The 20,749-nt window shown below is 71.2% G+C and carries 18 protein-coding genes; 9 read left to right on the top strand and 9 right to left on the bottom strand.

Annotation, left to right across the window (positions count from 1 at the left end; translation table 11 throughout):
• Window position 1 precedes the first annotated feature (1 nt).
• Complete coding sequence (locus tag WMF34_RS06275) at window positions 2–2,044, top strand: ABC transporter ATP-binding protein (protein WP_437992722.1); 2,043 nt, start codon at window positions 2–4, stop codon at window positions 2,042–2,044.
• Window positions 2,045–2,140: 96 nt separating this feature from the next.
• The gene (locus tag WMF34_RS06270; protein ID WP_012233809.1) at window positions 2,141–3,814 is read left to right on the top strand and encodes a glycerol-3-phosphate dehydrogenase/oxidase; all 1,674 of its coding nucleotides are present in this window, start codon (window positions 2,141–2,143) and stop codon (window positions 3,812–3,814) included.
• A gap of 73 nt (window positions 3,815–3,887) precedes the next feature.
• Here the strand turns inward: WMF34_RS06270 and WMF34_RS06265 are convergent, their stop codons facing one another.
• From WMF34_RS06265 to WMF34_RS06250, 4 genes are all read right to left on the bottom strand, one after another.
• Window positions 3,888–4,271 (bottom strand): response regulator, encoded by a 384-nt coding sequence (locus WMF34_RS06265; RefSeq protein ID WP_012233808.1) that lies wholly within the window; start codon window positions 4,269–4,271, stop codon window positions 3,888–3,890.
• A gap of 229 nt (window positions 4,272–4,500) precedes the next feature.
• The gene (locus tag WMF34_RS06260; protein WP_437992721.1) at window positions 4,501–6,123 is read right to left on the bottom strand and encodes an ATP-binding protein; all 1,623 of its coding nucleotides are present in this window, start codon (window positions 6,121–6,123) and stop codon (window positions 4,501–4,503) included.
• Window positions 6,124–6,255: 132 nt separating this feature from the next.
• Window positions 6,256–6,933 (bottom strand): hypothetical protein, encoded by a 678-nt coding sequence (locus tag WMF34_RS06255; RefSeq protein ID WP_437992720.1) that lies wholly within the window; start codon window positions 6,931–6,933, stop codon window positions 6,256–6,258.
• Entirely contained in the window at window positions 6,930–8,114 is a 1,185-nt protein-coding gene (locus tag WMF34_RS06250; RefSeq protein ID WP_437992719.1) for a hypothetical protein, read from the bottom strand. The genes WMF34_RS06255 and WMF34_RS06250 overlap by 4 nt, the downstream gene beginning before the upstream one ends.
• 295 nt (window positions 8,115–8,409) lie before the next feature.
• On the opposite strand from WMF34_RS06250, the gene WMF34_RS06245 reads away from it, so the two are divergent.
• The 5 genes from WMF34_RS06245 to WMF34_RS06225 all read left to right on the top strand — a co-directional run bounded on the left by WMF34_RS06245 (window position 8,410) and on the right by WMF34_RS06225 (window position 12,736).
• Window positions 8,410–8,727: a putative quinol monooxygenase gene (locus tag WMF34_RS06245; protein WP_012233804.1), complete on the top strand. Its 318-nt coding sequence runs from the start codon at window positions 8,410–8,412 to the stop codon at window positions 8,725–8,727.
• A 1-nt stretch (window position 8,728) separates the two neighbouring features.
• Window positions 8,729–9,907 carry an iron-containing alcohol dehydrogenase gene (locus WMF34_RS06240; RefSeq protein ID WP_437992718.1) on the top strand — a complete coding sequence of 393 codons (1,179 nt, stop codon included), beginning with the start codon at window positions 8,729–8,731 and terminating at the stop codon, window positions 9,905–9,907.
• A gap of 27 nt (window positions 9,908–9,934) precedes the next feature.
• Window positions 9,935–10,135 (top strand): hypothetical protein, encoded by a 201-nt coding sequence (locus WMF34_RS06235; protein ID WP_437298260.1) that lies wholly within the window; start codon window positions 9,935–9,937, stop codon window positions 10,133–10,135.
• 43 nt (window positions 10,136–10,178) lie between these two features.
• Window positions 10,179–11,312 carry a class I SAM-dependent methyltransferase gene (locus WMF34_RS06230; protein WP_012233801.1) on the top strand — a complete coding sequence of 378 codons (1,134 nt, stop codon included), beginning with the start codon at window positions 10,179–10,181 and terminating at the stop codon, window positions 11,310–11,312.
• 257 nt (window positions 11,313–11,569) lie between these two features.
• Window positions 11,570–12,736, top strand: a complete 1,167-nt coding sequence (locus WMF34_RS06225; RefSeq protein WP_012233800.1) for an acyl-CoA dehydrogenase — start codon at window positions 11,570–11,572, stop codon at window positions 12,734–12,736.
• Window positions 12,737–13,065: 329 nt separating this feature from the next.
• Here the strand turns inward: WMF34_RS06225 and WMF34_RS06220 are convergent, their stop codons facing one another.
• The 5 genes from WMF34_RS06220 to WMF34_RS06200 form a co-directional block, all read right to left on the bottom strand.
• Window positions 13,066–13,287 carry an addiction module protein gene (locus tag WMF34_RS06220; RefSeq protein ID WP_012233798.1) on the bottom strand — a complete coding sequence of 74 codons (222 nt, stop codon included), beginning with the start codon at window positions 13,285–13,287 and terminating at the stop codon, window positions 13,066–13,068.
• 58 nt (window positions 13,288–13,345) lie between these two features.
• Entirely contained in the window at window positions 13,346–13,825 is a 480-nt protein-coding gene (locus tag WMF34_RS06215; RefSeq protein ID WP_012233797.1) for a DUF2383 domain-containing protein, read from the bottom strand.
• A 303-nt stretch (window positions 13,826–14,128) separates the two neighbouring features.
• On the bottom strand, window positions 14,129–14,635 hold the full coding sequence (locus WMF34_RS06210; protein ID WP_012233796.1) for a hypothetical protein: 507 nt from the start codon (window positions 14,633–14,635) through the stop codon (window positions 14,129–14,131).
• A gap of 257 nt (window positions 14,636–14,892) precedes the next feature.
• On the bottom strand, window positions 14,893–16,239 hold the full coding sequence (locus WMF34_RS06205; RefSeq protein ID WP_437992717.1) for a DNA topoisomerase IB: 1,347 nt from the start codon (window positions 16,237–16,239) through the stop codon (window positions 14,893–14,895).
• A 12-nt stretch (window positions 16,240–16,251) separates the two neighbouring features.
• Window positions 16,252–16,602, bottom strand: a complete 351-nt coding sequence (locus tag WMF34_RS06200; RefSeq protein ID WP_012233794.1) for a polyhydroxyalkanoic acid system family protein — start codon at window positions 16,600–16,602, stop codon at window positions 16,252–16,254.
• A 305-nt stretch (window positions 16,603–16,907) separates the two neighbouring features.
• Here WMF34_RS06200 and WMF34_RS06195 point away from each other — a divergent pair, with 305 nt between their 5' ends.
• Together WMF34_RS06195 and WMF34_RS06190 are read left to right on the top strand one after the other, a co-directional pair.
• Window positions 16,908–18,884, top strand: a complete 1,977-nt coding sequence (locus WMF34_RS06195) for a hypothetical protein (protein ID WP_437992716.1) — start codon at window positions 16,908–16,910, stop codon at window positions 18,882–18,884.
• Between the two features lie 316 nt (window positions 18,885–19,200).
• The gene (locus WMF34_RS06190) at window positions 19,201–20,727 is read left to right on the top strand and encodes an amidohydrolase family protein (RefSeq protein WP_437992715.1); all 1,527 of its coding nucleotides are present in this window, start codon (window positions 19,201–19,203) and stop codon (window positions 20,725–20,727) included.
• Window positions 20,728–20,749: the final 22 nt, after the last annotated feature.

Genomic DNA, 20,749 nt, shown 5'->3' with positions numbered 1-20,749 from the left:
CATGAGCGCACCGGCTCACCGCAAGCACTATCATCCTTCGCCTCGGCGCGAAGGCAGGGTCAGGTTTTCGAGGCATGCCCCGCGGACGACCGCGCAGCTGACGGCCGCGCGCGCCGCGCCCAGCCAGCCGGCCGGCGCGGAGCGGGTCCGCTTCTTCCTCCGGGTGGGCGCCTATTTCAAGAGCGAGTGGGCGCGCCTCGGGGCGCTCGCCGTGCTGGTCTGCGTCTCGATCGCGATCAGCCTGCTCCAGGTGTGGCCGGTCGCCGTGATCGTGGATCTCATCTCGACCGGCCCGCGCACGGGGGACTTCGTCCATCGCCTCCTGCTCGCGCCGCTCCCGGACAGCCTGCTCGGCCGCGTCCTCGGGCTCGCGGCGATCACGCTCGTCCTCCGCGTGGCGCAGGAGTTCGTGGGCATGGGCCGCGCCTTGCTCACGTTCCGCATCGGCTATGGCGGGCTCACGCGCGTGCGGCGCGACGTGTACCGGAAGCTCCAGGCGCTCCACATGGGCTATCACCGGGCGCAGCCGCAGGGGGACGCCCTCTACCGGCTCAACCAGGACGCCTCCGGGTTCCACGGCATCCTCAACGTGGCGGTCGCGGTGATGGGGAGCGCGCTGACGCTCGCCGTGATGATCTGCATCATGGCCTCGCGCAGCCTGGAGCTCACGCTCCTCGCGCTCGCGGTCGTCCCGCCGCTCCTCCTCACGAACGCCAGGTTCGGGCGCGTGCTGCACAAGAAGTGCACCGAGGCGAAGGAGGTCGAGAGCGAGTTCGCGACGTCCGTCCAGCGCTCGATGGCGTCGATCGGCCTCGTCCAGGCGTTCGGCCGCGAGGCGGACGAGGAGGCGCGCTTCCACACGACGCTGCGCAACAGCGTGAAGGCGTGGCTCCGGCTCCACCACGACGAGCTCCGCCACACGCTCGCCATGGGCTCGATCCTCGGGCTCGGCGGCGCGCTGGTGCTCGGCTACGGCGGCTACCTCATCGTCCAGGCCCGGGCGAGCGGGGGCGAGGCCGGCATGACGCTCGGCGCGCTGACGGCGTTCCTCGGATACCTCGGCATGCTCTACGACCCGCTCTGCAAGCTGACCGGCGCCGGCGCCGCGGTGCAGGGCGGCGTCGCGGGCGCGCAGCGCGTCTTCGAGGTGCTGGACCGCGACCAGGCGGTCGCCGACAGGCACGACGCGGCCCCCCTCCCGCCCCAGCCGCGCGCGCTCTCGCTCGATGGCGTCGGGTTCGAGTACCGCCCGGGCCACCCGGTGCTGCGCGGGCTCGACGCGACGATCCGGCCGGGCGAGATGGTCGCGTTCGTGGGCTCGGTCGGCGCCGGCAAGACGACGCTGCTCGGCCTGCTGCCGCGCTTCCACAACCCGACCTGCGGCGCGCTGCGGCTCGACGGCATCGACACGCGCGCGGTCCGCGTGGCGGACCTGCGCCGGCACATCGCGCTCGTCCTCCAGGACAGCATCCTCCTGCCGGCGACGATCGCGGAGAACATCGCGTACGGCCGCCCCTCCGCGACCGACACGGAGATCCGGAGGGCGGCCGAGATGGCGGGGGCGGCCGGCTTCATCGAGGCGCTGCCGGACGGCTACCGGACGGCCATCGCCGACGGCGGGCTCAACCTGTCGGCCGGCCAGCGGCAGCGCATCGCGATCGCGCGCGCGCTGCTGACGGACGCGCCCATCCTGGTGATCGACGAGCCGACCGACGGGCTCGACGCCGAGCACGAGCGGACCATCGGCGAGGCGCTGCAGGCCCTGAAGGGGAAGCGGACGATCGTCCTGATGAGCCACCGCCTGAGCACGGTCGTCGACTGCGACCAGATCTTCGTGATGGAGCGCGGCCGCATCGTCGAGCACGGCGGGCACGGAGAGCTCCTGCGGCGGGGCGGCGTCTACACCAAGATGGCGCGCTGGCAGCACCTCCACACCGGCCACGCCGCCGCGGCGAAGAGCAGCCCGCGCCGCATCCCGTCGGCGTCGTCCCCCGACGCGTACCGCGGCGAGGACGGCAGCTGGGCCGATGGGCTGATGGGCTGAGCGAGGCGTCGGGCGCCGTCCGCCGCCCCGAGGCGGCGGGGACGTGATAAAGCACATGGGGCGCGCGCCGGCCGCGCCTTCGCCGGATCGCCATCGATGCTGCGGGCCACGAACATCGACAGCTTGAGCCGCGACACGTTCGACGTCCTCGTCCTCGGCGCCGGGATCAACGGCGCCGTCGCGGCCGCGGCCCTCGCAGCGCGGGGGGCGAAGGTCGCGCTGATCGATCGGGGCGACTTCGCCGGATTCACCAGCCAGGAGTCGTCGAACCTCGCCTGGGGCGGCATCAAGTACATGGAGAGCTTCGAGTTTCCGCTCGTGCGGAAGCTCTGCACGTCGAGGAACCTCCTCCTCAGGAGCTACCCGTCGTCGGTGCAGGAGATCCGGTTCTACGCCGCGCACGAGCGGGGCTTCCGCCACGGGCTCTTCAAGCTCTTCCTCGGCACCTGGCTCTACTGGATCATCGGCAGCTTCTTCACGCGCATCCCGCGCCTGCTCTCCCGCCGGACGATCGCGCGGGAGGAGCCGATCGTCAACCTGGACGGCTGCGACGGAGGATTCGAGTACTCCGACGCGTACCTCGTCGACAACGACGCGCGGTTCGTCTGGGGCTTCGTGCGCGCGGCGCTCGATCACGGCGCGCGGGCGGCCAACTACGTCGAGTCGCTCGGCGCGCGGCGCGAGGGGGGCGCGTGGGTCACGCGCGCCCGCGACGTCCTGTCGGGCAGGGACATCTCCATCCGGTCGCGGGTGCTCGTGAACGCCTGCGGGCCGTTCGTGGACGCGCACAACGAGCTGACGGGCCAGCGGACGAGGCACCGCCACATCTTCTCGAAGGGCATCCACCTCATCGTGGATCGGCTCACCGCGAGCCGGCGGGTGCTCACGTTCTTCGCGGACGACGGCCGGCTGTTCTTCGTGATCCCGATGGGCTCGAGGACGTGCATCGGCACGACCGACACCCGCGTCGAGGGCCCGCGCGCGGCGGTGACGCCCGAAGATCGGCGCTTCGTGCTCTCCAACATCAACAAGCGCCTCAACCTGCCCCGTCCGCTGACCGAGGCCGACGTCATCGCGGAGCGCTGCGGGGTGCGCCCCCTGGCCGTCGAGGGCGGCGGAGAGGGCGAGGACTGGCTGCAGCTCTCGCGCAAGCACGCCCTCGAGGTGGACGGGGCGCAGGCCCACGTGAGCATCTTCGGCGGCAAGCTCACCGATTGCATCAACGTGGGCGACGAGGTCTGCGCCGCCGTGCGGGGGCTCGGCGTCGCGCTGCCCCGCCCTGCGCAGCGCTGGTATGGCGAGCCGGGCGAGGCGCTTCGTAAAGAGTTCTTTCACAGGGCGCGCGCCCTCGATCTCGACGCGCTGACGCCGCCGCGCGCGTCGGAGGCGCTCAGCACGCGGCTATGGCGCCGCTATGGCGCGCAGGCGCTCGGGCTGCTCGAGGACATCCAGCGCGATCCGAGGATGGCCGATCCGCTGTTCGAAGGGGCGGACGACCTGCGCTGCGAGGTCGCCCACGCCGCGAAGCACGAGATGATCGCGAAGCTCGATGATTTCCTGCGGCGGCGCACGAAGATCTCGCTCTTGCTCCGCCGCGAGGCGCTCGCGAGGTCGCCCGGCCTCCGCGAGGCGTGCGAGCTCCTCTTCGGGGACGAGGCCGACAGGCGGCTGGAAGAGTACTTCCACGAGCACGGCGCCGGCCGCCTCGCGGAGGGGAAGGCGCCCGCCGCGGGCGCTGCCGGTCAGGCAGCGCCGCGCCCCGGAGCCTGATCAGGGCCCCGGGCCGCCTGAGCGCCGCGCTGGCGCTCGATCTCGCTCGATGGGCGCGCGCGCCCGGCCCGGCTCATGACGCCGGCGCGCCGCAGATGCGGTGGACCAGCTCGAGCAGCGGCTCGATCTGGAGCGGCTTCTTCAGCAGGCCCGCGACGCGCAGCCGCGACGCCTCCTGCTCGACCCGCACGTCGGCGGACACGATCACCACCGGGATCGACGCCAGCGCCGGGTCGCGCTGGAGCTCGGCGCGGAGCTGCCATCCATCCATGACCGGCATCATCAGATCGAGCAGGATCAGCGCGGGCGGCGCGTCCCGCCGCAGCAGCGCGAGCGCCTCGGCGCCGTCCGCCGCCTCCTCGACGTCGTACCCCTCGAACACGAGGAGCTGCGTCAGAATGCTCCTGATATCCAGATCGTCCTCGACGACCAGGATGCGGCCCGTTTTCTCGATCATGACCGAACCTCACGACCGGACTGCGCCGCGCGGCGCGCTTCCTCTGCCGCCCCGCCGAGCAGCCCAGCTGCGGCCCTGACCGATCGAGTGTTCATGGGGCCGGTGACGCAACTTGAGCGAACGCCGCGGCCCTGGCAAGCGGTCGGTCCCGCGGAGCGGCCCCGCGGCGCGCCGGAGCACGGACGGCGCGCCACCTGTCGGAGCCCGTCCGCCAAGGACGGCGGAGCGCCTACTGAGCGGCCTCCTCGGGAGACTCGTCGGAGGCCCCGCCCGAGGCGGCGTCGCGCTCCTCTCCTGCCCCCGCGCGACGGTCGTGGACAGGCAAGAGCACGCGGAAACACGCGCCCTTGCCGACCTCGCTCTCGACGCCGATCTCGCCCCGGAAGCTCGTCACGATGCCGTGGCAGATCGCGAGCCCGAGCCCCGTCCCTTCCCCGATGGGCTTCGTCGTGAAGAACGGGTCGAAGATGCGGCTCTGCAGATCCGGCGCGATCCCTGGCCCGGTGTCGCACACCTCGATGCACACGCGGCCGGGCGGCGCGGGGGCGGTGGAGATCCGGATCTCGTTCTCCGACACCTTCCCCTCCGGCAGCGCCTGGGCGGCGTTCACGAGCAGGTTCAGGATCACCTGGCCGAGCTGCGCCTCGTTCGCGCGGACGGCCGGCACCGGGCGGAGCTCCAGGACGAGCCGCGCCTTGCTCTGTATCTGCTGCTGCGCCATCCGCAGGACCAGCTGGATCACCGGGTCGACGTCGACCGGGCCGAGCTCGCCGTCGTCGGCCCGCGAGAACGTCTTCAGGCCGCCCACGATGTGCCGTACCCGCGAGCCGCCCTCCGCGGCCTCGTCGAGCGCCGAGAGGAGCGCGTCGAGGCGCGCGCCGGCCCCCTTCGCGCGGAGCTCCTTGCGCGCGAAATCGACGTTCGCGACCATGTACGCGAGGGGGTTGTTGATCTCGTGCGCCACCCCGGCCGCGAGCGTGCCGAGCGAGGCCATGCGATCGGCGAGCTGGAGCCGTGTCTCCATCTGCCGGCGCTCCGTGACGTCGGACACGGCCCCGAGCATCCGGTACGCCCTGCCGGTCGCGTCGCGCAGCACGATGCCCCGGTCGTGGACGTCGGCGTAGCTGCCGTCCGCGAGCAGGCACCGGTACCAGAGCTCGAACGTGCCCTCGTCCCCCTCCATCGCGCGCCGCAGCCCGTTCATCACGCGATCGCGATCCTCGGGGTGGACCCGCTCGAACCACCACGCCGCGTCCTCCTCGATGTCGGCGCCGCCCGTGCCATAGAAGCTCCGCATGCGCTCGCTGCCGGTGACGCGCCCGGACGAGAGATCCCAGTCCCAGAAGGCGTCGCTCGTGGCGCGCACGACGAGCCGCATGCGCTCCTCGCTCGTCCGGAGCGCGTCCTCCGCGGCCTTGATCACCTCCGCGGACGCGTCGCCGAAGGAGCGCGCGGCGCGCTCGAGCAGCGCGCGCTCCGCGGGCGCCCGGTCGGCCACGTGCGCCGACGGCCGCCGCCCCCACCACACCGCCGCGTCGAGCTGGATGGCGATCGACGGCTCGAGCGCCGCCGCCACGACCGTCGCGCCCGCCTCGAGCAGCGCCGCGGTCGCGCCCGCGCTGCCGGTGACGGCGACCACGGCCACGCGATCGCCCCCGGGCGCCGCGCGCAGCCGCCGGCAGAGCGCGAGCGTGCCCTCGAGCGGCCCCTCGTCCGCCAGCACGGCCACGTCGAACGGCTGAGTCGCCAGGAGATCCAGCCCGGCCTCGACGTCCCGCGCCGGGACCGCGACATAGCCGCGCGCCGCGGCGAGCGCCTGCGCAGCGCCCGAGGGGCCGCCTGGGAAGATCAAGATCCTGGGTGCCTGTGGTCCCGCCACGCGCGCAACATCCCGCGCGCGGCGCGGAGACGCAATACCGGCGCAGCGGTGATCCGCGTCCTCGTACGTCCCCGCACGTCCCCGCGCTCCGCGCCTACCCCCGCCTCACCCGACCCCGGCCCTCCGGTCGTCGAACCATTGCCACGCGTTCGCGAACCCCACGCGCTGGGATGATTTCTTGTAGCAGAGGAAGTAGAGCCTTCCGCCCTGAACACCGCACTCCGTGCGGTCTTTCCAGCAGGTGAGGAGATCCGGGTCCACGGCCGGATTGCTCGAAAACACCGTCCCTTCCTCGAGCTCCTGTGTCCCGGCGGCGTCCGGGCAGGCCGCCGGGCCGGAGGTCACCGGAATGCCCACCGCGCTCGATTCCACGCCCGTGTTGAAGAGCGCCTCCGCCACCCGGCGCACGGCGGCGGCGCGGTCTGGACCGCAGAGAGAAAGGATATCGAGGCTCGCGCGATCGACCTGGACGAGAATGAAGTTGCGCCCCTCGATGACGGTGAGCCCGAGCCCGCCCGCGGCGTACTCGTGGCGGAGCAGGTCGGGCGTATCGTCCGTGGCGGCATGGAACGCGTGGCGCGCCTTCACGGCCTCGCCGTGCGGGTTGAGCTCGTCCCGGAAGATGGAGTCGCACCAGTAGAACGACTCCGCGCGCGCCTGGGCCGGCACGTCGTCGAACCGCTCGACGGCCGTGAAGCCCTCCGGCGAGACGCGCGCCACGGCCGCGAGCCACCCCGCGATCTTCGCGTCGACGTCCTGCTTGTGAAATGCGTCCGCGCTCATCCCCAGCCTCCGTTTCTGTACGTCGCCACGATCTGCTCCACGCGGTACCCGTCGTCCGGCGCCGAGCTGAACCAGATGAGCCCCCAGAAGACGCCCAGCATCGGCTCCACGGAATCGAACACGCCGGCGCCCCCCGCGTAATACCTGGTCACGCCGCCGTGGGAGAACTCGAGGGACGCCTCGTACCGGTTGAGCCCGGGGCTGAGCGACCCGTCGGGCATGCGCGTATGGGACGCCGGATAGGTCCTCCCCACCTCCACCGGCCCGTCGACGAGCGCGGCGCGCCACACGCGGCCGCCCTCGACCTTCGTGGCGTCGAGCCCCGCCCACGGGTTCTGCTCGACATCGGCCGACAGCGCCCTGCGCCCGCCGCCCACGTTGGGGTCGCCCCAGACCACGATCATGCGCGTCCGCCCCGGGATCCCGAGCTGGCGCAGCATGCCGCGGAGGAGGCGGACGATCGCCTGGCACTCCCCGCTCTCCTCCACGTAATCGGTCATCGGCCAGGCGCCGCCCTCGTTGTTCATGTACGTCGGGTGATGGTACTTCCGGGGCACCCTGGGGCTCGGCAAGAGCGTGTACGTCGGGAACCTGGCCATGACCCCCTCCACGATCTCGTGGGGATTGAGGGTATCCATCGGCGCGATCCAGGAGACCGCCCTGTCCATCCGCTTCAAGGTCACCCCATCTTCCTGCCAGACATCCTGTCTGTCGGTCTGGGGCCTGCCCATCGTGACATAGACGACGTTCGAGGTCCGGGCGGGCGACACGGTAACTCCCGCCCCAGCAGACCAGCTCAGGGCGAGGTTGAACTTCTGGATCTTCCTCCCGATCTGCCGCGAGGAGAAGAGATCGAGCGGCGCGGCGACGGCGCCGCTGCCGCGGCTCTCGAGGACGATGCCCCCCGGCCCCACGGCGCGGATCTCGGCCGCCGCCGCGCTGTAGGCGTCGCGCTGCGCGAGCTCGAGCCGGACGACGATGTGCCGCCCCATCGAGATCGAGAGGGGGACGGAGCCCCCCGGCGTCCACTCCGGCCGTGGGCACAGGGCCCCCTCGTTCCTCCAGCCGCTCTCCCCCTTGCAGTCCTTCAGGAGACCGTGATCGGACCTGAACTCGATGGAATGCAGCGCGATGGAGCGCGCCGCATCGGGCTGCGGGCTCTCCGTGGTCGGATCCGCCATATCGACCTTCCTCGCTCGCGGCGCTCATGCACTCGACGCTTGCCGAGCCGCACGCCGGGTCACGACGATCGTAGTGCGCGAACCGGCCGAGCCAAGTCGGGAGTCCACGCAGGGAGCGACGGCGCTCTGCCGGGCCGCGCCGCCACCCGCGCGCCCGCCCTGCCCCCCGCCGCCGCCCCCCGCCCGGAGGCGGCGCGCTCGGCCGAGCCCGCGCGGCCTGCGCGCGCTCTCCCGGAAAGCCGGCCGCGGCGCGAGCCGGGTTCCTGCGGCAGCGCGCCCGAGCTAGATTGCGCGCATGTCCAACAGCCTGTTCGTCGTGCATGTGCATGTACGTGTCAGACCCGAGCTCGTCGACGCCTTCCGGAGCGCGACGCTCGAGAACGCGCGCGAGAGCGTCAAGGAGCCGGGGATCGCCCGGTTCGACGTCGTCCAGGACACCGAGGATCCCGCGCGGTTCGTGCTCGTCGAGGTCTACAGGACCAAGGAAGCGCCCGCCGCACACAAGGAAACGGCGCATTACCAGCGGTGGCGGGACACCGTCGCGGAGATGATGGCCGAGCCGCGGACCAGCCGGAAATACGTCAATGTCTTCCCTGACGACGCGGGGTATTGACATGACGCCTCCCGGCCATGAACCCGCCTTCGAGTTCGCCACCGCGACGCGCATCGCCTTCGGCGCGGGCAAGGTCGCCGAGGTGCCCGCGGCCGTGCGGGGCCTCGGCGGGACGCGGGCGCTCGTCGTCACCGGGCAGGATCCCGGCCGCTCCGCGCCGCTCCTCGCCGGGCTCGCCGCGGCGGGCGTCGCCGCGGTGCGCTTCGCCGTCGCGGGCGAGCCCACGGTGGACATCGCCCGCGAGGGGACGTCGCGGGCCGCGGCCGAGCGGTGCGACGTCGTTGTGGCGCTCGGCGGCGGCAGCGCGATCGACGCCGGCAAGGCGATCGCCGCGCTCGTCGCGAACGGCGGCGACCCGCTCGATTACCTGGAGGTCATCGGCAAGGGGGGAGCGCTCTCCAGGCCGTCCGTGCCGTTCGTGGCGATCCCCACGACCGCGGGCACCGGCGCGGAGGTGACGCGCAACGCGGTGCTCGCGTCGCGGGAGGCCGGCGTGAAGGCGAGCCTGCGCAGCCCGCACATGCTGCCGTGCCTCGCGGTGGTCGACCCCGACCTGCTCGCGGGCGCCCCGCCCGGGGTGCTCGCCTCGAGCGGGCTCGACGCGCTCTCGCAGCTCATCGAGCCGTTCCTGTCGAGCCGCAGCAACCCGCTCACGGACGGCCTCGCGCGCGAGGGCATCCGCCGCTCGGCGCGCTCGCTGCGCCGCGCGGTCCTGGAGGGCGCCGACGCGCCGGTCCGGGACGACCTCGCGATCGCCAGCCTGCTCGGCGGCCTCTGCCTCGCGAACGCCGGCCTCGGGGCCGTCCACGGCTTCGCGGGGCCCGCGGGGGGCATGTTCGACGCGCCGCACGGCGCGGTGTGCGCGGCGCTCTTACCCGCCGTCCTGGAGGTCAACCTGCGGGCGCTGCGCGCGCGCGACCCGGCTCACCGCGCGCTGCCGCGCTTCGACGAGCTGGCCGCGCTCGTCACGGGGCGCGCCGGGGCCAGCGCCGAGGAAGGGATCGCCTGGGTCCGCGAGCTCTGCCGTGACCTCGCGATCCCGGGGCTCCGGCGCTACGGCATGGGTGAGGCGGACCTCCCGGCGCTCGTCGCGAAGGCCAAGGCGGCGAGCAGCATGAAGGCGAACCCGCTGCCGCTCACCGACGAGGAGCTGTTCGACATCGCGGCGGCGTCCTTGTGATCCCGGCGCTGGTGGTATCATCACGGGGTGGCAAGCCCGTACCGCACGAGACCGCCCACTCCGCCGCGTGTCCGGTCGATCGACCAGCGGCGGCGGATCAGCGTGGCGAGCCTCGTGTTCGGCATGCTCTGCGGCGTGACGGGGATCTCGCTCGCCGACGAGGGTCGGGCAGAGTGCGCGCTGCTGTTCACGGGCGTCTGCGGCTTCGTCTTGCTCCTCCAGCGCTAGGGTGCACGCTAACCTCGACCCCATCCACGACGACCGGAGCTCGATGAAGAACGATCCCGCCCCGAATCCCACCCTCGACGCCATGCTCGCCGCCCAGCGCATCGCGTTTGCGCCCGTCATGTTCCAGGTGGCGCGGGTGATGCGAAACCGCGGCGTCCTCCGGGCGCTCCAGCGCGCTGGCAAGCGCGGCAGGACACCGGCCGAGGTCGCCCAGGCCACCGGCCTCTCCGCCTATGCGGCCAAGACCTTGCTGGAGGCGAGCCTGAGCTTCGGTCTGGTGGAGCGCGCAGGCGACGCGAGCGGCGCGAACGTCCACGCAGAGCCGCGAGAGCGTGGCGAGCGCTACAAGATCACGCGGGTCGGGGTCATCGTCGAGAATGACAGGATGACCCGCATCAACATGGATTTCATCCATGACGTCTGTTACGAGGGCATGCGCTTTCTCGACGAGGCCATCGAGGGCGGCAAGCCGGCTGGCCTGAAGGTCTTTGGCGAGTGGCCGACGGTCTATGAGGCGCTCCCGGCGCTCCCGCCGAAGGTGAGGGAGAGCTGGTTTGCGTTCGATCACCTCTACTCCGACTCCGCGTTCCCCGAGGCGCTTCCCCTCGTGTTCGAGCGGAGGCCGAGGACGCTCCTCGACATCGGCGGCAACACGGGGCGGTGGGCGATCCAGTGCTGCACGCACGACCCCGACGTGCGCGTCACGCTGCTCGACCTTCCGGGCCAGCTGGAGGACGCGCGCGTCAACGTCGAACAGCACGGCCTGCTCGGCCGGATCGTGGGCACCCCCATCGACTTCCTGGATCACGGCCAGGCGTTCCCGACAGGCTTCGACGCCATCTGGATGAGCCAGTTTCTCGTGTGCTTCTCCGAGCCGGACATCGTCCAGATCCTCCGGCGGGCCGCGTCAGCCATGGGGGACGAGACGGTGCTCTGGATCCTCGACACGTTCTGGGATCGGCAGACGAACGAGGTGGCGGTCCACTGTCTTCACGGCTCTTCCCTGTATTTCACGTGCCTCGCGAACGGCAACAGCCGCATGTACAGCGCCGCCGATATCCGGCGTTGCATCGACGAGGCAGGCCTCGTCGTCGAGGCGGAGACCGACCACCTCGGCCTCGCCCACAGGCTGCTCCGGTGCCGCCGGCGCGACGCGCCCGCGGGCAAGCGCGCGTGAGCGTCCAGGCGAAGCAACGCGCGTAGCAGCCTGGACGATCCTGACCTCGAAGCGAGCGACGACACAACGGATGAGGCGGCTCGTGGCCGCGCGCCCCGCCCCCGGCGTCGCCGGCGCGGCGTGGCCTGCGTTGCGCCGCGGCGACGCCGGGGGCGGGGCGCGCTCGAACGGCTTTCGCTGGCGGCCCTCGCGTAGCATAGTGGGGCGACGCCGCCACGGCGCCGCGCTGCGCCATGGGCCCACAAGGAGAAACCGTCGTGTCCCACCCCCCGCTCACCCAGCTCTCCGACGAGGAGCGCCTCTTCCGCGACTCGGTGCTTGATTTCGCCAGGAAGCGCGTCGCGCCGCGCGCGGCGGCGATGGACGAAGAGGGCGCGCTCGACCGCGATCTGCTCCCGCCGCTGTTCGAGCTCGGCCTCATGGGCATCGAGATCCCGGAGGCGTACGGCGGCTCTGGAGCGGGCTTCTTCAGCGCGATCCTCGCGATCGAGGCGCTCGCCGTGGTCGACCCGAGCGTGAGCGTGCTCGTCGACGTGCAGAACACCCTGGTGGCCAATGCGTTCCTCCGCTGGGGCAGCGAGGCGCAGAAGGAGAGGTACCTCCCGCGGCTCTCCCGCGACTGGGTCGGCTCGTATGCGCTGAGCGAGGCGGGCTCCGGCTCGGACGCGTTCGCGCTCGCGGCCCGCGCCGAGCGCCGGGGCGACCGCTGGATCCTGAACGGCCGCAAGCTCTGGATCACGAACGCGAACGAGAGCTCGGTGTTCCTGGTGTTCGCCAACGTCGATCCGACGAAGGGCTACAAGGGCATCACGGCCTTCGTCGTCGAGCGTTCCTTCCCCGGCTTCTCGGTAGGCAAGAAGGAGAACAAGCTCGGGATCCGCGCCTCCAGCACGTGCGAGCTCGTCCTCGAGGACTGCGAGGTGCCGGAGGGCAACGTGATCGGCGAGGTCGGCAAGGGCTACAAGATCGCCATCGAGACGCTGAACGAGGGCCGGATCGGCATCGGCGCGCAGATGCTCGGCCTGGCCGCGGGGGCGTTCGACCACGCGATGCGCTACATGGGCGAGCGGAAGCAGTTCGGGCAGTCGATCGCGAGCTTCCAGGGCGTGCAGTTCCAGTACGCGCGCGTCGCCATGGAGATCGAGGCCGCGCGCCTGCTCGTCTACAACGCCGCGCGGCTCAAGGACGCGGGCCAGCCGTTCGTGAAGGAGGCGGCGATGGCCAAGCTGTTCGCGTCCGAGGTGGCCGAGCGGACGGCGTCGCTCTGCATCGAGTTCATGGGCGGCGTCGGCTTCACCAAGGACTATCCTGTCGAGAAGCTCTACCGCGACGCGAAGATCGGGAAGATCTACGAGGGAACGTCCAACATGCAGCTCTCCACGATCGCGAAGCTGCTCCAGGCGGGGTACGACGCGAAGGGCTGAGCGGGGGAGTTCACCCCCGTCCCAACACCGACGTTGCCCTCAGCCTCTCCGCTTCCATGACTCGGGTCTTCGGCGCGTGTGAAAGCACGCGACGAAGACGACGACGTCATCCATCAGACGAAAGAACAGCCCATAGGGGAAGCGCCGGACGAGCGCTCGCCGTGTTTGGCGGTGCAGAACAGCGTAGGCCGTCGGCGCCTCGACGACCGCCTGCATCGCCGCGCGGTTCTCCACGAGGAACTCCTCTCCTAGCCCGTCGCGCTGTCGCTCGTACCAGGCATATGCCCGCGCGATGTCCACCGCAGCAGTGGGCCGAACGAGGTACGGCCTCACCGTGACCGAGCGCGTGCCTGGGCGACAACCTCATCCCAGGTGAGCCCGACCGGCCCCTCGGCCTCGAGCTCATCAAGGCGCCGATCGAGCTCGACGCGCTGGGCGTCGCTGAGAGGCAGCGCGTCAGGGTCTCGCCCGAGGCTCGCCCACAACTCGTCGAGGAGATCGAGCTGCTCGTCGCGGCTCAGTCGGGTGATGTCCAGCGCAGCCCTGCCCATACGCCCGAAAGTATCGCACGGGGGGCCCGCCCGAACAATCCGCCGACGGCTTCGCGCGTCACGGCAGCTGCCGCTTGAGATCCGCGAGCGAGCGGCGCGTCGACACCTGCTGCGGCAAGATCACGTCCCGCACCAGGGCGTGCGACTCGGTGTCGAGCTCCTCGATGTCGTTCCGGTAGTCCTTCAGGCCGTGCTCCTCCCCCTCGGCCAGCGCCGAGAGCGCCGTCTTGTGGCCGAGCGCCAGCGCGGTCCCCTCGACGGCCTTGGCGAACGCGCCCCATGGCCCGGAGCTCGCCGGGGGGTCGCCTCCGAGCTCCTCGATCCGCCGGCGCAGCACCTTCACCCGCGCCTCGTGCGACGCGAGGTTCAGCCGGAGGTGGTGAGCAACCCAGCCCTGGCGCGCCGCGGCGATGGCCTGACGGTAGGTCTCGACCGCGGACATCTCGCCGCGGCAGAACGATTTGAGCTGCTCGATCGAGTCATCGTCGATGAGTCCGTCCAGGCCCACGCTCTCGTCTGCGAATGCGACCGGTTCCATGGGTACTCTCCTGAGATGTCTGGTGAACGCCCGATTCCTCTCCTCCTTACCTCCCAAGGTGGGCCACCACGCCATACGTCCACGCAGGAGCCGCGATCGCCAGGGATCGTCGCCGCTGCGGGGAGGCGCGCGCCCCCCGGTGCCTCAGGGGTACATGTTCGCCTCGTACTGCATCAGTCTCGGCTGAACTCTTTCATTCCCTTCAAGTCCCGTTCCAATGTCCGGGACTTCGCGGGCATGAAGCGAGCTCATCGATCTGGCGGCTCCCTTCAGCGGCGACGCAGAGCGCTGAGCGCCGGCGGCTCACAGCGCGGCGAACACGCGGGCTCCCTTGCCCGTGCCGCAGAAATCGCCGTTGCCCGGGTCTCGCAGGATCGCGCGCAGCGCCGCGGCGTCCTTCTCGTCGCGCGCGAGGGCGCCGAGGAGCATCGCGCCTTCCTTGAGCCGCCTCTCGATCTCCGGCGCGCTTTGCTCGGGGATCCCGGCGTCGACGAGCACGCTGCTCAGGCTGGCCGTCTCGCTCGCCGAGCTCGCGTCCGCGAGCCTCACCGCGATGGGGCCGGCCACCGCGAGCCGCAGCCCCGGGACCACGAGCCCCGCGCTCGCCGCGGCGAGGACGGACGTCAGCGCGCTCCCGTGCGAGGCCGCACCGTATGCGCGCGAGCGCAAGATGTGCTGGCGGCGCGTCGCTTCGCTCACGATGGCGCAGACGTCCCGTCGCGTGTGCCCGCTGTCCAGGATGCGCCGGACGACGTCTTCGGCCTCCCCACGTGCTCGCACCATCCCGGTGATCAACCTCTGGCTCGCCATGCAGACCTCCTTGGCTGAGGGTTCGCGCCGCGCGCGCTGGTTTCCAAGGAGCTGCGCACAACACGAACCGTACCGCGCGCATACCCGGCGGGAGATCGCGGGCCGCTCGCGACCCCAGCAGCAGCGCCCGTCGCGTCCGCGGCACGATGCCACAGCGAAACGATCACGCTGTGACGCAACGACACGGCAGACTCGTCGGCAACAGCGGGGCGAGGCGCATCCCCGCGCGCCTGCTGCGGCGCTCGCCGCGGCGCGGCTCAGGCCGCGGCGCGTCGTTCCCCGGGGGCACGCTTCGCGCTCTTGCCGGCTCGCCGCGCGTTCACCGCGCGCGCCGAGCGCACGCTCTCGCGGAGGCGGGTCACGAGCGGCACGGCCTCTCGCTCGCCGAAGCCGCGGACGATCCGGAGCATCTTCGCCTCTTCCGGCCGGAGCGCCGCGAGCGCCCCGTCCGCGACGGCCTCCTCGGCGTCGATCAGGGACTGCAGGGCGCCCTCCGTGTAGGCGCGGATCACGGCGGGGTGGACATAACAACGCTGACAGACCGCGCGTGTGTTGCCCAGGTGTGCGGACACCCTGTCGATCACCTGCGCCACGCGCTTCTTCACCTGGCGGACCGAGCTCGCGATCTCCATCTCGCAGAAGAACGACGCGCACAGCACGGTGCCCGTCCAGGTGCGGAAGTCCTTCGCCGTGAAGTCGTGGCCCGCGACCGAGCGCAGGTACTCGTTCACGTCGTTCGAATGGATCCTTTGCCGCCGGCCCTCGCCGTCGATGTACTGGAACAGCTCGTGGCCGGGCACGTCCTGACAGCGCTTCACGATGCGGGCGAGCCGCCGATCCCGCACCGTCATCGCGTGCTCCTTGCCGCCCTTGCCCCTGAATTGGAACCTGATGAGACTCCCCTCTATCTCGACGTGCTCGTCGTGGAGCGTGGTGAGCCCATACGAGTCGTTGTCGCGCGCGTACTCGTCGTTCCCTATGCGGATCGACGTCTCGTCGAGCAGGCGCACCACGGCCGCCAGCACCTTCTCGCGCGGCAGGCCAGGCAGCGCGAGATCCCGCTCGCTCGCCGCGCGGATCGCCGGGAGCGCCGCGCCGAACGCGAGCATGCGGTCGTACTTCGTCTCGTCGCGGACCTCGCGCCAGCGCGGGTGATACCGGTACTGCTTCCGGCCGCGCGCGTCCCGCCCTGTCGCCTGGATGTGCCCGCGCTCGCTCCGGCAGATCCACACCTCGGTCCACGCGGGCGGGATCGCGAGGCGGCGGATGCGCGCGAGCGTCGCCTCGTCCTTGACGGGGCGACCGCCGACGTCGATGTAACGGAAGCCCTTGCCCGCCCCTCGCCTGGAGATCCCCGGCTCGCCGTCGTTCACGTACCGGAGCCCGGCCGACTCGGCGGACTCGACCGGTGACGGGGTGAGCTGCCCTGTCCCCGCGAGCTCGCCGTCCGCGCGGGCGAGCTCGACCGTCTCGACGGACTCGACCGACACGCTGACGCGGCGCCGGCGGAGCACGACGCCGGTCGCCGCTCCGCGCCTCTCGCGGCGCGGAGCGCTCCGAGGGCGGCGCTTTTCATGGGTGGTCGTGGCGCTTCCGCTCTTCATGGCGCGGACCGCTCAGAGCGCCTCCTGCGCGACCGCGCTCGGAGCGCGCCGCCGCGCGCGATCGCGGTGCGCGTCATCGATGCACCGCCTCACCTCGGCGTCGATCGCCGCGATCGCCATCCGGTTGAACATGCGCAGCGGCAGCGGCATGTCGATCGCGAAGTCGACGGCCCTGGGCCGGAGCTCGAGCCGCCCGGAGAGCGTGAAGCCCTTGAAGGAGAGGGCGAGATCCGCGCGCCGCTCGTCGCTCCAGAAAATGGAGGGAGCGTACTCCGCGTATCGATCACAATATTTCGCCATCGCCCGCAGGACGGCGCTCTTCGCTTCTTCGTCGTTCAGGTCGTGATGGACAGTGTGGTTCATGATGACCTCAGGTGATGGCTGGAAGCTGGAAGATCGGCTCCAGCGGACCTCCAGCGGCGCCGGAGCGACAGGCTCGCCGGCGCCGGCGTTTGCGGGGTTAGCAAGCCGGGTGCCTGTCGGGTCCGACGGGGGCCGAGCGCTCGCGGCAGGCCATTTCTGGGCACGTCCGCGCGAGCTCGGGCCCCCCGGCGGTGGGCGCATGTCGACGTTCGCCACGAACGGGGCAGATCGCCACGGCCAGCCTCGAGCCCGCCCCCTCGCGCCGCGGCTCAGCTCGCGGCATGGCGCGTGCGATCGATGCGCTCATGCACGCGCTCATGCACGCGCTCATGCACGCGCTCATGCACGCGCTCCCGCACGAAGCTGCCGCGCTGAAGTCTCCACCTGCGCTCAGCGGGCGGCTCGGGCCACGGGCCAGGAGGGCGCTGAAGGCGCTGTTGATCCTGCCTCTCGCGCTCTGGCTCGGCTACGTCGTCGTCGTGAACGTCATGCTGAGCACGGGGCTCATCGCGAGGCTCGTCAGCTATAACCCCGTCGACGCCTCGCTCTATTACGGCTCGGCGTGGAGCCTCTGGCCGGGCGTCGTTCACGTCAAAGAGCTCCGGCTCAGCGGCTCCGACAGCGTGCTTCAGTGGGCGGTGGAGCTCGACGAAGCGGACGTCGATATCCACCTGACCGATCTCCTCCGGAAGAAGTTCTATGCGGAGGACATCCGCGCCACGGGCTTCGTGTTCCGGCTGCGGATGCTCGTGGATCCGACGAGCGAGCGCGATCTGGAGGCGCCGCACATCGAAGCGCTGCCGCCCATCCCGGAGTTCGCGAACCCTCCGCTCAAGCCGGAGCTGCCGCCGAAGCACGATCTCGAGAGCTCGGACGAGGGCTACAACCTGTGGACGGTGCACCTGGAAGGCATCGACACGACGCTCAAGGAGGTCTGGATCCAGCAAGTCCGGTATGCCGGCGGCGGTCGCGTGCGGGGAGGGTTCTATTACAAGCCGCTCCGCGCCGTTCGCGTCGGGCCCGTCGCCCTCGAGCTCCGGTCGGGCGAGGTCCACGTCGCCGATCGCGTCGTCGCGCGGCTCGACGCCGACGCCGACGTGACGATGAGCACGTTCGATCCGCGGGACGTCGACGGGCTCGACGTCCTCGATACAGCCTGGGCGCGCGTCCGCCTCGACGCGCAGCTGCCAGGGCTCGATTTCATCCCCCTTCCCGCGGGCGATGGCGCCGGACCCCGGCTCGAGGACGGGAGCGGAGAGCTCCGGACGAACCTCGTCGTGAACCGGGGCAGCGTCGAGCCGGGCAGCACCGCGTCCTACGAGACGAGCCACCTCGTGGCCTCCACCGCGTCGCTCCGCGCGACCGTCGAGGCGCGCGCGGCGCTCCGCGTCGACGAGCGCGGAGCGGCGCGCCTCGCCGTGACGCTGCCCCGCGCGACGCTCGAGCGCCCGGGAAGCGGGCTGCCGCCCATCGTCGTGGAGAGGGCGAGCGCCGCCTTCGACGCCCCGGAGCTCCACCTCCTGCGGCTCCAGCCGGGGTTCGCGTCGAAGGTGGATGTCGTCGCCGCGGCGATCCCTGACCTGCGCTGGCTGAACGCCGAGGGCGCCGCGCCGGACGCGCCGCGGTTCACCGGCGGCGCAGCCTTCCTGCGGAGCAGCCTGGAGGTCGACCCGCTGGGCCGGGGGACGGGCTCGCTGAACCTGCTGTTGAAGCACGGCGCCCTGCAGTGGAAAAAGACGAAGGTGAAGGGCGACGTGGCGGCGCGCATGACGCTCGACGCGGCGGACGTCTTGAATCCGACAGCCAAGCTGCGGAAGGGCCGCATCGACATCGAGGATCTGGCGATCGAGCACGAGGGCGAGGCCGTCCCTGGCTGGTGGGCGCACATCGACATCGAGGACGCCGAGGTGAGGCGGGGGCTCATGGAGGCGGCGATCCGGGTGGAATGCAAGGACGCGCGGCCGGCCGTGATGCTGCTCGACGCCGAGGATGCCATTCCCGGCTGGGCCGCAGGGCTCCTCACGATGGAGGGGCTCAAGGCATCCGCCAAGGTGAGGCGCGCGGACGACGGCGTCGATTTCAGGCTGCTGGAGGCAAAGGGGGGCGATCTCGCGATCCGCGGGCGGCTCACGAAGTCCGACGGGCAGACCCCCAGGGGGGCTTTCCTCGTGAAGAGCGGGCTGCTCTCGATGGGGATCGCGCTCGAGCGGGACGGGGCCGGCGTGCACCCCCTCGCCGGCGACGGCTGGGTCAACGAGAAGATGACGGCGCTGGGCAGGTGATATCGCCGCGACCGCATCATCACACTCGATACCCCTCTGTAGTCACCACCGGGAGATTCGCTGTGTAATACGGCATCTCGGGTGAAATTCTCCATCCGGCCTTCCAGCTCGATGCCGTGCGCCCGTGCGACGGCACAACGGTACAACGGCACAAGGCGCACGACCTCCGCGCCGCACCGCATCTCACGAGGCTCGACGCTGGCTTCCGCACCGGGTTAGTCTCTGCTTTGCTCAGCCCACCAGAGCGCGGCGGTCGGTGTCTCGAGAGGCGGGGGCACGACAGAAGGACGCGTGAACTGAGCAGGAGGAACTTGGTATGTGCCAGAAGCTCTGTGGAAACGACTCGAACCACGACGGAGAGCCAGGCGAGGCCGGCTCGTCTCGTCGCCGGTTTCTCGCGGCGGGAGCTTCAGCGCTCGGTGCTGCGGCGGCCTTCTCGACACCCGCGGCGGCGATGGGGAGGGCAGAGCACGAGGATGACATGCCGCACGGGACCGGCGCCCCGCACCGGCGTTACATCCTGAGAGGCGGCGCCGTGCTCAGCATGGATCCGAACGTGGGGGACTTCGCCCGGGGCGACGTGCTCGTGCAAGGCAAGAAGATCATCGCGGTCGGGCCGCACCTGCACGCCCCAGGCGCGGAGATCATCGACGCGACGGGCACGATCGTGATGCCGGGGTTCGTCGACACCCATCACCACCAGTACCAGACCGCGCTGCGGAGCTTCCTCTCGGACGGCCTCCTGGCCAACGACGGGCTGCCGCACGGCGAGAAGAACTACCTCGACACCATCCACTTCACCCTCACGCCGGTCTTCCGGCCGCGGGACGCCTTCCTCGCCATACTGGCCTCCTCGCTCAGCCAGCTGGATGCCGGGGTGACGACGGTCGTCGACACGTCCCAGGTGGGCCACACGCCGGAGCACACCGATGCCGTCATCCATGGGCTGCAGGAGTCGGGCCGCCGCGCGCTCTTCGTGTACTCGCCGGGCGCGGGCCCCGGCAACATCTTTCCGAACGATCTCGATCGGATCCAGAGCCAGTACTTCTCCTCGACCGACCAGCTCCTGACCCTGGCGATGGGCGGGGAGGTGTTCGACCCAGCGTGGCGCGATACCTGGGCGATCGGGCGCCAGCACGGCCTGCCCATCGTGACGCACCTCGTCGGAAGCATCGGCCAGGGGACGCTCATCGAGCAGATCGAGAGCGAGGGCCTGATGGGGCCAGATCTCGAGTTCATCCACGCCAGCGCCATCTCGGAGGCCTCCTGGCAGGCGATCGCCGATTCGGGCGCGAACGTCTCGATCGCGGCTCCGATCGAGATGACCATGCGGCACGGCATGCCGCCGATCCAGGCCGCGCTCGATCATGGAGTCCAGCCCGCGCTGAGCACCGACGTCGAGTGCACGATGACCGCGGACTTCTTCACCCAGATGCGGACCGTCTTCACGCTTCAGCGGGCGCTCATCAACGAACGCGCGCTGAGTGGAGAGACAGATCTGCCGGAGCTCCTCACGTGCCGCGATGTCATTCGCCTGGCCACGGTCGAGGGAGCCCGGGTGGCCGGTCTCTCCCACAAGGTCGGCACGCTGACTCCTGGCAAGGAGGCCGACATCCTCCTGCTGCGGGCGGATGCCATCAATGTGGCGCCGCTCAACAACGTACCGGGGGCCGTGGTGACGTTGATGGACCGCAGCAACGTGGACACGGTCATCGTCGCGGGGAGCATCAGGAAGTGGCGAGGCAAGCTCGTCGGCGTGAACTTTGGCCGGCTCCGCGCCGGCCTCGAGGCGTCCAGGGACTACCTCCTCGACGCGGCGGGCGTCGAGCGCGTGCTCTTCTGAGGCGGTGGCCGGCGCGCTCTGC

The sequence above is a fragment of the Sorangium sp. So ce145 genome (assembly GCF_051525985.1).
Lineage (GTDB): Bacteria > Myxococcota_A > Polyangia > Polyangiales > Polyangiaceae > Sorangium > Sorangium cellulosum_B.
The sequence above is the reverse complement of the archived record's forward strand: the minus strand, read 5'-3'. Positions and strand labels throughout refer to the sequence as shown.